This window comes from Sphingomonas sp. PvP018 (assembly GCF_017876865.1).
GTDB classification, from domain to species: domain Bacteria; phylum Pseudomonadota; class Alphaproteobacteria; order Sphingomonadales; family Sphingomonadaceae; genus Sphingomonas; species Sphingomonas aerolata.
On record NZ_JAGIOU010000001.1, the window covers coordinates 674,967 to 687,494 of the forward strand.

Below are 12,528 nucleotides of genomic sequence, written 5' to 3' on the forward strand. Positions count from 1 at the left end.
CGCCTGCAGGTCAGTTCTTTCCGGCATATGTCTGGATGTTGCGCAATCCGTCGCGCCGGCAACGACCGGCGGTGGCGTGGCATGATGCGAAATCGCTGAAACATCGCGAACACATACGTGGCATAGTGGCCGGCGATGCACTGCGCCGCTCCCGAACCCGCCGATACGATGCTGCTCGTGGTCGATGACGACCATGCGATCCGGACGCTGCTCGCGCAGAGTCTAGGGATGCACGGGTACCGCGTCGAAACCGCGACCAATGCGCAGGAAATGGACGTCGCGCTCGCACGGCATCCGATCGCGCTGATCCTGCTCGACGTAATGATGCCGGGCGAGGACGGTCTTGCAGCCTGTCGCCGCTTGACCCGCAAGGGCGCACCGCCCGTCGTCATGCTCAGCGCGCTGGGCGACGAACCCGACCGGATTCTTGGGCTCGAGATCGGCGCGAGCCATTATCTGACCAAGCCGTGCAGCCCGCGCGAGATCCTCGCCACGGTCCGCGCGGCGCTGCGCGAACGCAATGGCGCGGCTGCCGAGACCGGACGCAGCTATGGCTTTCTCGGCTGGCGGGTCGATTTCGCCGCGCACGAGCTGCTCGACGGCGACGGCATGCTCGTCGACCTGACCGACGGCGAATTCGCGGTGCTGCGCGCCTTTGTCGAGCGTCCGCGCCGCGTGCTCGCGCGCGACGCGTTGCTGGAGGCGGCGCGGGGCCCGGATACCGACGCGTTCGACCGGGCAATCGACGTCCAGGTCAGCCGGCTGCGGCGCAAGCTGCGTTCGCGTGGGGACGAGATCATCCGGACGATCCGCAACGAGGGCTATTTCTTCGTTCCCCGCGTGATCCGGCTGTGACAACGCCGCCACGCACGGCCGGCGCGACACCCGTCGGCGCCAGGGTCGGGCATCCGCGGCGCTGGCCGCTGTTCCTGCGGATCTTCGCGTTCATCCTGTTCACCGTCCTGCTCGTCCAGCTGCTCAATTTTGCCGCCGTCCTTCTGGTCCCGCCGCCGACGCCGGTGGTCTATTCGACCAGCCGGATCGCCTCGGTCGTGCGCGCCGGACGCGACCCGAGCGGGCTGCTGACGATCGCGGTCGCGACCGCCCCGCCGACCGAGCAGGGCGATGCGCGCGACCGCCATCTCGGCCGGGTGATCGCCGCCGATCTTGGGGTGCCGGCACGCGCGGTGATCGTCGAGGCGCGGCGCTATGGTCCGCCCTTGATGGCGGGCGCGTTTCGGCCGCCCATGCCGATGGGCATGCCCAAGATGCCGCCACAGTCGGTCGTCGACAACACGCTGTTCGGCGCGTTCGTCGTCTGGGTCCATGCCCCCGACGGCCAGTGGCGGACGATCCGCCCGGCACGGCCGGCGTTCGGCTTGTGGCAGGCGCGGCTGATCCTGTGGTTCCTCGTCGCGATGGCGGTCGCGGCACCGGTCGCACTGGTGCTGGCACGACGCATCGCCAGGCCGGTCGCGCTGTTCGCCGCCGCCGCCGACCGGCTCGGTCGCGATCCCCGCGCCGATCCGATCCCGCTGACCGGACCGCCCGAGATCATGGAGGCCGCGACCGCCTTCAACGTCATGCAGGAACGGCTCAATCGCTATGTCGAGGATCGCACGACGCTGATCGCCGCGGTCGCGCACGATCTGCGCACGCCGCTGATGCGTCTCGCGCTCAGGCTCGAAAAGGCGCCGGACGAGATCCGCGAGGCCAGCGAGGAGGATATCCAGGAGATGAGCCAGCGGATTGGCGCGGCGATGGCGTTTGTCCGGGACATGACCCGGCATGTCCGCCGCCAGCGGCTCGACCTGCGCTCGCTCGCGGAAAGCATCACCGACGATTATGCCGACCGCGGCGAGCGGGTGGTGCTGTCGCCCGGTCCGTCGCTCGCGATCGACGGCGATGCCCCCGCGCTCAAGGCGTTGCTTGTCAATCTGGTCGACAATGCCGTCAAATATGCCGGGCATGCCGAGGTCCAACTCTACCGCGACCGCGACACGGTGGTGATCGAGGTCGGCGATCGCGGTCCGGGCCTGTCCGCCGCCGATGCGTCGCATGCCTTCGAGCCGTTCTTCCGGGCGGAGCGGTCGCGCAACCGCGACACGGGTGGCACCGGCCTCGGGCTCGCCAGCGTCCGCGCGGTGGCGCATGCGCATGGCGGCGCCGCGTCGCTGGAAAATCGCCCCGAAGGCGGTCTGATCGTGCGCGTCATTCTGCCGGCATGATCCGGCGCCGAAACAGGAGAAGACCGATGTCGATGCGCGCATGGACGGTGATCGCCGGCGGGATGCTGGCCGCGCTGGCGCCCGCCCCGAATGTCGCTGCGGCGGCGCAGTCGGGCGCCGAGCCTGCGCGATCCCCCCGGCCGCGTCCGCAACAGGGCCGCGGCCAGCTGTTCATCAGCCCGATGGGCGAGCCGTTCCGGTCGACGCAGAAGGCCGGCGCCGCGCAGGCATTATGGTTCCAGGGTGCCGACCGCGACGGCGATGGCAGGATCACGCGCGCGGAGTTTCAGGCGGATGCGACCCGGGTCTTCGCGCATCTCGACCGCGGCCGCGATGGCGAGATCGATCCTGAAGATATCGCCTGGTACGAAAATATCCTCGTTCCCGAAATCCGCGTCCGCGGTGGAGGACGCGGCGGATCGGGGGGACGTCCCGACACCGGGCCCGGCAAGCGTGGCAACGCCGCCAGCCGCCGGACCAGCACCGCCGACGCGACCTTGCGGATCGGCGCCGGCCGCTTCGGTCTGTTCGACCTGCCCGAGCCGGTGACGTCGGCGGATCTGAATTTCAACCGCGGCGTCGACCGGGCGGAGTTCGCCAAGGCCGCCGCCGACCGGTTCGCCGCGCTCGACCGCAATGGCGACGGCGCGATCCGCCGTCGCGAAGTGCCGCGCGCGGGCGGCGACACCTGGCGTAACGGCGACGACCAACTCGGGACTTCACCGCTGACGCCCGCGCGCTGACAGGCCGCATCAGCCGGGTGGCGGCCCGGCCCCCAACGGACCGCCCGGCCCCGGAGGCGCATGGCGAAGCCGCATCAGCGCCTCGAACCCCGCGCGCTGCGGCGTGTCGAGACTGTCGTAGAAGCTGCGTGCTGCGATCAAGCGCGACCGGTCATGCGCTGCGTGCGCGGTCGCCTGCGCTTCGAACCGTTCGAGATGGCGGGCGAAATCCTCGCCACCCGGCATCGGCGAGCCCGGGCGCATGTTCGGCCCATCCCCGCCATCGCGCGGCGGCGGAGGCGGCCCCCAGGCGGACAGGAACGTAACGAGTGCGCCACGCTGATCGGGCCGCAGATGCAGCAGCAGCGCGATATCGTCAGCCTCCCGGGCCTGCATCGCGTCGACATTTGCGGGCCCACGCTCCGGCCCACGCGGGCGCTCGGCACTGGCAGTGCAAGTCGCGCCGAGCAGCAGCATCGCCGCCAGCCAGCGTGCCGACCGCGGTTTCGTCATAATCATCGTCATCGTACTTTCCCCGTTCCGGCGCCGGTATCAGCCGAGCATTCCGGATATGATCCAGCGCCGGCTCAGCGCGGATTTGGTGATCGTCGCCCCGCATCCACGGCAGGCGGCGCGCTGGATCGACGCGCCGGCTACATCGCGGTGCCGCGACCGGGGCAGATGACGCCCGACGCTGCAATCGGTAGTGCGCGGTGATGGCATCGACATGGCTGGCTCTCCGATTCATTCCGTCGGACCGGATATCGCAACACCGTTTGTCCCGAATATTTCCGCGAGCTGCCCCCCGGACGACAGACGCGAAAAAGCCCCGCCATCACGATGGATGGCGGGGGCGTTTCGCGGTCGTACCAGTCCTCGTTCCTAGAACTTCACGTTCGTGCTGACGAAGAAGGCACGGCCATAGGGGTCGTAGGTCGACGGATAGGTGTTCGCCTGTTGCTGATTGTCGCCCAGGATCGGCGGCTGCTTGTCGAACAGGTTGTTCACCCCCACCGACCAGGTGAAGCCGTCCTTGATCCGGAACGCCGCGGTCAGGTCGAAATAATCATAGGCCTTGATCCGCTCGACCGCATAGGTCGTCGCGCTGTCGTCATCCTTCACCGCCGACAGGTGGCGATACAGCACCGATACCGTCATCGGCCCGGTCGAATAGGTCGCCCGCGTCGACAGCCGCCATTTCGCATAGGGATTGCCGCAGGTCTGGCCGAACTTGCCCGCACAGTCGATCGTCAGGTCGGGGATCGCCGCCAGCGGGTTATAGTCGAACGCGATCAGCCGCGTACCGCTGAAGCGCAGGTCGAGCCGGCTGGTGTCGCTGCCGAACGCCCCGAAGCCGAGCGGCAGGCCGTAGCGCGCCTCGAAATCGACCCCGCGCGTCGTCACGCCCCCCGTATTGGCCAGCGTGTTGGCCGCATCGGTGATCGCAAAGCTGTTCGCGTCGCGCGGCAACGACCCGCAATAGCTCGCGTCATACGGCGTGTAGCCATTGTCCGCGTCGCCGTAACAGGCGCGGATCAGGTTGGTGGTGCCGACCGTCGAGATATAGTTCGCGATCTTGATCTTGTAGTAATCCGCGGTGAACGAGAAGCCGGGCAGGAAACGCGGCTGGAGCACGATGCCCGCGGTATAGGTGTCGGACGTTTCCTCGCGCAGCGCGGGGTTGCCGCCGTTCACCGTCTGGATCTGCGTGCTGCCGCCGTCATAGGCGGTGCCGATCACCGACGCCGCGACGCCGTTCGACAGGCAGCTCGCATTCAGATTGGTGTTCGTCAGCGCCACCGCGGTCGTGCACGGATCGGTCGCGGCGGGAAAGTCCTGCGACGCGCCGCTGAACAGGTCCGACACGGTCGGCGCGCGCACTGCCCTCGAATATTGGCCGCGCAGTGCGATGTCGTCGATGAGCGACCAGACCGCGCCACCCGAATAGGTGTTCACCGATTTCGCCGCGGTCGAATAATAGGAATAGCGATAGGCGCCGTTGACCTCGAGCTTCTTCACGAAGGGAAGGTCCGCGAGCAACGGCACCGCAACCTCGGTATAGACTTCCTTGACGTTATACCCGCCGCCCAGGCCTTCGCCCGCGTTGAAGCCGACCACGTCGCCCGACGACAGCGAGAAATCGGGATTGTAGCTGCCCTGCTCGCGGCGATATTCGGTCCCGAACACGATCCCGACCGGGCCCGCCCCCAGATCAAACAACTCGCGGTTCGAGATCGACGCGCTGGCGACCTGCTCGCTGATCGTGCTCGAATTCTGCACCGGAATGGTGATGAACGCGGCGGCCGCGTCGCTGATGTTGCCCGCCCCGAAGATGTTCAGCGGGACGCAGCCATTGCTCGTATCCGAACACACCAGATTGCCGCCGGTGTCATAGGTCGTCCGCAGCGCCTGGAGCACGCGGCTGCGCGAGACGTTGCCGGTCTGGCTCTCGATCGATTTGGTCCGCGAATAGCTGTAATAGGCGTCGTAGTTCCAGCCACCGCCGATATCGCCCTTCGCGCCCAGCACGGTGCGATAGGCGGTGTTGTCGAGGCTCGACACGCGATTGCCGACCTCGCTCAGCCGTCGGTAGATGGTCGAGGTGACAAAGCCGTCGCCATCCGTATCGAGCCCCTGGAGCAGCGTGCGCGATCCTGCGGAGAGAAACGAGGAATCGGCGTCGAGCGAGACCGACCCGGTGAACGGCGTCGGCGCGAGCTGGTTCTTCACGCGGTTGTTGATGAACTGGCCCTCGGCATAGACGGTCAGCGCATCGCTGACGTCGTAATGCGTTTGCGCGCTCATCAGGAACCGCTCCTGCGGGACCTGCAGATAGTTGGACGGCGCGTAATTATAGGCGTCGGTCGCGGCGCTATAGGCCGAAAAGCTCCCATCGGGTTCGAACTTGCGGTTCACCCCGCCGATCGCGAACCGCGTGCCCTCGATCGAGCCCGACCCGCCTGCGATCAGGCCACCCTCGCCGTCATCGACCTGCGCCTGTCGCGAATAGTCGCGCGCCGACTGAAGGATGCCGTTGCGCTTGGTATAATCGAAATAGACCGTCGCATTGCCGCGCCCGTCCTCGAAATTCCCCCCGAGCAGCAAATTGCCGTTGAACGTGCCGCCATCACCCGCTTCGTTGATGCGGTAATTCGCATAAATTTCCGCGCCGCTGAAATCCTTCTTCATGACGAAGTTGATCACGCCCGAGATCGCGTCGGAGCCATAGACCGCGGACCGGCCACCGCTGACGATGTCGACGCGTTCGATCAGCCCGGCGGGGATGGTGTTCAGATCGACGACCTGGTTCGAGTCATAGGCGACGTAGCGACGGTTATCGACGAGGACGAGCGTTCGCGTCGAACCCAGCCCGCGCAGATCCGCGGTCGCCACCCCGCCCCCGGGATTGTTCGACGCCCCCGTCGTGCTCGGCACCAGCTGCGGCAGGTCCTTCAGGACATTCTCGACATTGGGCTGGCCCGACAGTGCGAAGTCCTGCGCGCTGACCACCGCGATCGGTGACGCCTGCTGCAACTGGAGACCGCCCAGCCGCGATCCGGTGACGACGATCGTCTCGCCATCGGCCGGCGCGGCGTCGTCCGGCACGGCCTGCGTTGCGGCCGGGTCGACGGTCTGCGCGACGGCCGGTGCGCTCAAGCCAAGCAGAAGCGTGGACGCCAGAAGGCGTTTGCGAAAGTCCAGACGCATGGTGATACTCCCTGAGCCGCAACACTTTGGGTTGCGCGGCATTTTTTGCGATGACGGATATGGTCGGTCCGGCAAAGCTGCAGGGATTTGACGGGGTCGACAACGGCTAAGTCGTCATCGAACCGTCATGCGTTCGACCTGTTGTTACGCAGCCACGGTTTGTTACAAACCATGTCGCAAGCAAGACTGTATCGTGTCTTTGATCGCAGCGCGGACATCAGCCACGCATCATGCCGCCGGTTGGCGGAACACGACGGTCACGCTTCGCACGCGCTGATCCACAGCTCGGCTCTGTACTCGAACGCCAAACCGCAACGCTTCGATCGCCACGGTAAAGCCGGTGGCCGACGACCCGCGGATACCGGCTGGGGGCGGCACGGTCGCGCGGCTCATTGGAACGTCGACCCGGCGGCCATCGCCTTGCTCGGGCTCAGCCCCTGCTGCTCGAGGAACTGGTTCAGCGCCGCGACCAGATCCTGCGCGGCGCCGTTGGTCAGCGCGACCCGCCCGACGACGACCCGCTCGACCGATGGCGCGTCGCGCGTGTGATCGCACCGCGCGCTCTCCAGCGTCAGCACGATTACCCCCGACAGATTGGCGAGGCCGGCGAGCCCCGTGGCAAAGACTTCGGGGGCAAACGGATTGTCGACGAGCGGCGGCAGCGTCGGCGCGCTGATCGGCGCGGATGACGGGACGGATTTGATGGCGACACGCATGGCGATGGTCCTCGCAGGATGAACGGGCGAGCCGATTGGCCCGCACGGCGCTCTAGCCAGCGACCATGTCCCGAACATTTCCCGCCACTTGCTCCATGTGTCAGCCGGGCCCGGCGACCGCGCGGTCACGGTCGTTGATGACCCAGTGTTGCAATCCGGCCGGCGCGCGCCATCCGCCGGAAACATCGCCCGCCCAGGCGCCCGGTCTCACCCGGAGACCTCCCCATGATGTTCGAATTTGGCGCCAGTACGATGGCCCTGGCCTTGGCCGGCACGCTCGGCGGCACGGCGGTCGCAGCGCCCGTCCAGCATGCGAAGCCCCCCGCCCCGACGCCACCGGCCGATCCCGCAGTCCGGACGATCCGCACCTTGCGCGTCGAGGGCGCGCAGCGGATCGAGCCCGAAACCGTGCTGAGCTACACCAAGCTGCGCGCCGGCATCCCCTACACGGCGGAGACGCTCGATCAGGCGCTAAAGGATCTCCAGGCCAGCGACCTGTTCGCCGATTATTCGATCGCCGGGGTCGAGGACGGCAATATCGTCGTCCGCATCCGCGAGAACCCGATCATCAACCGCATCGTCGTCGAGGGCAACAAGGCGCTCAAGAGCGACAAGATCACCAAGGAGATCAGGCTCGCACCGCGGCAGATCTTCACGCGCAGCGCGGTGCGGCAGGATGTCGCGCGGATCGTCGAGCTCTATCGCCGGCAGGGCCGCTTCGCCGCGATGGTCGATCCCAAGATGGTCAGCCTCGACCAGAACCGCGTCGACATCGTCTTCGAAATCAGCGAGGGCCCGAAATCAAAGGTCCGCCAGATCAACATCCTCGGCAACAGCGTGTTTTCGGACGCGCAGCTGCGCGGGCAGATGGCGACCAAACAGGCACGGCTCAGCCGCATGCTGTCGTCCGCAACCAGCTACGACCAGGATCGCCTGAGCTACGACCAGCAGAAGCTGCGGCAATTCTACCTGACGCAGGGCTATGCCGATTTCCGCGTGACGTCCGCAGTCGCCGAACTCACCCCGGACAAGAAGGACTTCATCATCACCTATGTGGTGGAGGAGGGCAAACGCTACATATTCGGTGACGTCACCGTCGACAGCCAGATCCGCGACTTCGACAGCAGCAAGCTCGCCGCCACGCTGCCGCTCAAGAAAGGCGCCTGGTACAACGCCAAGCAGGTCGAGGACGCGGTCGACAGCCTGAGCCAGACCGCAGGCCTGTTCGGCTACGCTTTCACCGAGGTGAATCCCGAGTTCCAGAAGGACGCCGAAACGCTGACGATGGGGATCAACCTCAACATCGCCGAAGCCAAGCGCACCTATGTCGAACGCGTCGAGATCAAAGGCAACTCACAGACCAAGGACAAGGTCGTGCGGCGCGAGATCCGCCTGGCGGAGGGCGACGCGTTCAACAGCTTCCAGGTCAAACGCTCGGAGGACCGGATCAATTCGCTCGGCTATTTTCAGGACAAGACGGAGATCAAGCAGAAGCCCGGCTCCGCGCCCGATCGCGTCATCCTCGAAACCAACCTCGAGGAAAAATCGAGCGGCGAGCTTCAGCTCTCGGCCGGCTATTCCAGCCTGGAGAATTTCATCGCGTCCGCCACGATCACCCAGCGCAACTTCCGCGGCATGGGACAGGAGCTACGGGCCGGAGTCAGCTATTCGAGCTATTCGAAATCGGTCAATCTCGGCTTCACCGAACCCTATCTCTTCGACACCAACATCGCACTGGGCGGCGACATATTCCGGCGGGATTACAGCTCGTACAGCACCACCGGCGACACCGACAGCACGACCTATGAACAGATCTCGACCGGGTTCCAGATCCGCGCGGCGGTGCCGCTGACCGAATATTGGTCGGCCACCGCCCGCTACGGCCTGTCCTATGATCAGGTCACGCTCGACGCGGACACCTATTACACCAACGGCGCGTGCGATCCCGCGGTCGCCGGCCAGTATCTGTGCGACGCGGTCGGCAATCGCTGGACCTCGTCGATCGGCTATTCGCTGGTGTTCGACAGCACGAACAGCCGCACCCGCCCGTCCAAGGGCAGCAAATTCAGCGTCAGCCAGGATTTCGCCGGCCTCGGCGGCGACACACGGTATCTCCGCAGCACCGCCAACTACTCGAAATATGTCGATCTCGGCTCGCGCTTCATCCTCACCGCGCATGCCGAGGGCGGCTATATCAGGGGGCTCGGGCAGCAGGTGCGACTGACCGACCGCTTCTATCTGGGCGACCCGCAGATGCGCGGCTTCGATATCCGCGGCGTCGGGCCGCGCGTGACGCGGACCTATTACGACACCAGCACGATCCCCGCGACGATCTCGACCGACAGCAGTTCGAACACGCAGACCGCGCTGGGCGGCACCGCCTATTACCAGGCCCGCCTCGAGGTCGAGCTGCCGCTTGGCTCGGGCGCGCGCGAACTCGGCCTGCGCCCCTCCGTCTACATGGATGTCGGCGCGGTGTTCGGCGGCAGGACGCCGACGCTGACCGACAGCTGTGCCGCCACGAACGCGACCTCGATCGCGTGCGTCGCCGCGACGCGTCAATACACCGACAGCTCCGGCAACCTGCTCTACCTCGATTCCGCCGGTGCAAGCACGACGACCAACACCGGCACGCCCTACAGCTATTCGCTCGGCGCCTATCGCGAGACCTATACGGGCAATAGCGCCAGCCCGCGGCTGTCGGTCGGCATCGGCGTCAACTGGGCCTCCCCGTTCGGCCCGCTGCGGATCGATCTCGCCAAGGCACTGCTCAAGGCCGATGGCGACGACAGCAAGCTGATTACCTTCAATATCGGCGGCCAGTTCTAGTGTGCACGGCGTCCTCCTGCGAAACGCCCTGCGCGTGGGGAAGCCGCCCGGTTGAGCTTGCCGCGGAGCTGCCCTAGACCCGTCACGCCACCGGCTCGCGTCCGCACGTCGCGGCGACGATCCGGGGCATGATGGAGAGCGTCCCCCATGTGTTTTGACCCCGCCCCGAAGCGCAAACCCGCGAACTTCCCGACGGCGGTGACACGATGATCCTCCTGCTGCTGGCCGCGCAGGCCGCGACGCTCGGCGCGACCAATTACGGGCTCGACGCACCGATGCCGACGCCCAGGACGACGCCCGCCTTTGCCGACGAATTCAACGGGCGAACGATCGATCGCCGCAAATGGCGGTTCGACACCTCGCGCAATGCCGAGGGCTGGGCCAATCACGAGCGCCAATATTATGCCAAGGACCGGCCCCGGAATGCGCGGATCGAAAAGGGCTCGCTGATCATCGAGGCGCGTCGCGAGACGCTGTCCAAGGCACGCTTCCCCGACTGGGGCGGCCAGAGCTACAGCTCGGCGAAGCTCGTCTCGCGGGTGCCACGCGGCTATGGCTTCTACGAAGTCCGTGCGATGCTGCCCTGCGGTCGCGGCAGCTGGCCCGCGGTCTGGCTGCTGCCAAGCGGCGGCCGCTGGCCCGACGAGGGCGAGATCGACATCGTCGAGCTGGTCGGATGGGACCCGAACGTCGTCCATGCGACGGTGCACAGCGGTGCGTTCAACCACACCAAGGGCACGCAGCGCGGCGCGCAGAAGCGCGTGGCGACCGCCTGCACCCGCTATCATCGCTATCAGCTCGACTGGCGCGCCGATGTCATCACGGTCGGCGTCGACGGCCGCGCGGTCATGCGCGTCGCCAATGACCAGCCCGGCGGCAAGGCGGCCTGGCCGTTCACCCGGCCCTATGACCTGATCCTCAACCTTGCGGTCGGCGGCGACTGGGGCGGGCAGAAGGGGATCGACGACACCGCCTTCCCGCAGCGCATGGCGGTCGACTATGTCCGCTACTGGCGCCCTGCCCCAAACCGGTCGCGCCGCTGATCGCCGTCGGCCTCAGCGCCGCCCCCGCGCGGCGAGCAGGATCATCCCCCCGCCCAGCGTCAGCACCGCGAGCACGACCAGCACCGCATCGAAATCGCGCGGCGTCGCCAGCGCCCAGGTGATCACCGGCCCGAGCAGCCCGGGCAGGGTGTTGGCAAGGTTGAGCAGCCCAAGGTCGCGTCCCCGGTGCCGCGCGCTCGGCAACAGCTGCATCGCAAAGCCCGCGTGCAGCGCCAGAAAGACGGAGGTCCCGCCGGTATAGACGCAGAACGCCGCCGCACCGCTGGTGAAGTCGCGCGCCGCCATCATCGCGATCAGCCCCGCCGCCGCGACCAGCGCCGCCGCGAATAGGAACGGCTTGGTCCGCCCGGTCCGATCGGCAAGCCGGCCGACGAGCACCGCGATCGGCAGCGGCACGCTATAGGCAACGATCATCACCGTCCCCATCCGCGCCGCGAGCACCGACTCCGGCACCGACGGCGCGACGCTCTCGAAATAATAGAGAAGATAGACGAACAGCGCGCTGCCCGCGATCTGCACGAGCAGCCGCGCGGTCCAGGCGAGCAGCAGATCGCGCCGCAGCATCGACCGCAATACCGGCGGTGGCGCCCCCGCCTGCCGCGTCCCGCGCACGACGACGAGCGGAAGCGTGCACGCAGCGACGGTGACCGCGATCACCGCGAACCGCGCCGGCTCGCCGAACCGGCTCGCCCCGACCAGCGCGGCGGACAGCGTCGCCGCGACCGGATTGGCCATCGCCAGCAGCCCGCCCGCGACCCCCTTGCGGCCATCGGGCACCTCTTCAGCGATGATCGCCATCAGCGGCGCGATCACCGCGTTCAGCGCGACCTGGAACAGGATGATCCCCGCCACCAGCAACGCAGGCGTGGTCGCGGCGGCGAGCCCCGCATAGGACGCCATCGTCGCGACGACGCCCCCCGCCATGATCCCGCGGCGCCCCCCGCCCCGGCTCACCGACCGGTCACCCAGCCAGCCAAAGCCGATATTCGCCACGCTCGCCGCGATCGCTCCCGCGATCACCGTCACCGTCAGAAGATCGAGACGACCGTCGCCCGCCACCTGCTCGACCTTGATCGGCAGCAGCAGCGTCAGCAGCGGCAGATAGCCGACGACCGCCCCCGCATAGGCAAGCGCACAGACGAAGAGGAAAGCTGCCGGTCGCGGCTCGGGTGACGGCGACCGGCCATGCGGGGAGAAGGGAACGGTACGCGGCACGATGGCGCCCTTGTGACCCGCTCGCCGCCGTCGGGCAACTCCCGAA

Annotated in this window: 9 protein-coding genes; 5 read left to right on the forward strand and 4 right to left on the reverse strand. The window is 67.1% G+C overall.

What is annotated here, in order from left to right:
• Positions 1-135 precede the first annotated feature (135 nt).
• The 3 genes from J3A66_RS02810 to J3A66_RS02820 are packed head-to-tail and all read left to right on the forward strand — an operon-like array spanning position 136 to position 2,971.
• Complete coding sequence (locus J3A66_RS02810) at positions 136-855, forward strand: response regulator (protein ID WP_031441087.1); 720 nt, start codon at positions 136-138, stop codon at positions 853-855.
• Complete coding sequence (locus tag J3A66_RS02815) at positions 852-2,228, forward strand: ATP-binding protein (protein ID WP_209566973.1); 1,377 nt, start codon at positions 852-854, stop codon at positions 2,226-2,228. Before J3A66_RS02810 ends, J3A66_RS02815 begins: the two co-directional genes overlap by 4 nt.
• Positions 2,229-2,254: 26 nt before the next feature.
• Positions 2,255-2,971, forward strand: coding sequence for an EF-hand domain-containing protein (locus J3A66_RS02820; RefSeq protein ID WP_245336683.1), 717 nt, complete (start codon positions 2,255-2,257; stop codon positions 2,969-2,971).
• Positions 2,972-2,980: 9 nt separating this feature from the next.
• Here J3A66_RS02820 and J3A66_RS02825 read toward each other — a convergent pair whose 3' ends face one another.
• The 3 genes from J3A66_RS02825 to J3A66_RS02835 all read right to left on the reverse strand — a co-directional run bounded on the left by J3A66_RS02825 (position 2,981) and on the right by J3A66_RS02835 (position 7,374).
• Complete coding sequence (locus tag J3A66_RS02825; protein WP_209566975.1) at positions 2,981-3,475, reverse strand: Spy/CpxP family protein refolding chaperone; 495 nt, start codon at positions 3,473-3,475, stop codon at positions 2,981-2,983.
• Between the two features lie 357 nt (positions 3,476-3,832).
• Complete coding sequence (locus J3A66_RS02830) at positions 3,833-6,658, reverse strand: TonB-dependent receptor (RefSeq protein ID WP_209566977.1); 2,826 nt, start codon at positions 6,656-6,658, stop codon at positions 3,833-3,835.
• A gap of 389 nt (positions 6,659-7,047) precedes the next feature.
• Positions 7,048-7,374 carry a hypothetical protein gene (locus J3A66_RS02835; protein WP_056675771.1) on the reverse strand — a complete coding sequence of 109 codons (327 nt, stop codon included), beginning with the start codon at positions 7,372-7,374 and terminating at the stop codon, positions 7,048-7,050.
• Between the two features lie 225 nt (positions 7,375-7,599).
• Between J3A66_RS02835 and bamA the strand changes: the two genes are divergently transcribed.
• Both bamA and J3A66_RS02845 read left to right on the forward strand, forming a co-directional pair.
• Positions 7,600-10,203, forward strand: coding sequence for an outer membrane protein assembly factor BamA (bamA, locus tag J3A66_RS02840; protein ID WP_209566978.1), 2,604 nt, complete (start codon positions 7,600-7,602; stop codon positions 10,201-10,203).
• Between the two features lie 206 nt (positions 10,204-10,409).
• Entirely contained in the window at positions 10,410-11,246 is an 837-nt protein-coding gene (locus J3A66_RS02845; protein ID WP_209566980.1) for a glycoside hydrolase family 16 protein, read from the forward strand.
• A 12-nt stretch (positions 11,247-11,258) separates the two neighbouring features.
• On the opposite strand, the gene J3A66_RS02850 is transcribed toward J3A66_RS02845, so the two are convergent.
• Positions 11,259-12,482, reverse strand: a complete 1,224-nt coding sequence (locus J3A66_RS02850; RefSeq protein ID WP_209566982.1) for an MFS transporter — start codon at positions 12,480-12,482, stop codon at positions 11,259-11,261.
• Between the last annotated feature and the right edge of the window lie 46 nt (positions 12,483-12,528).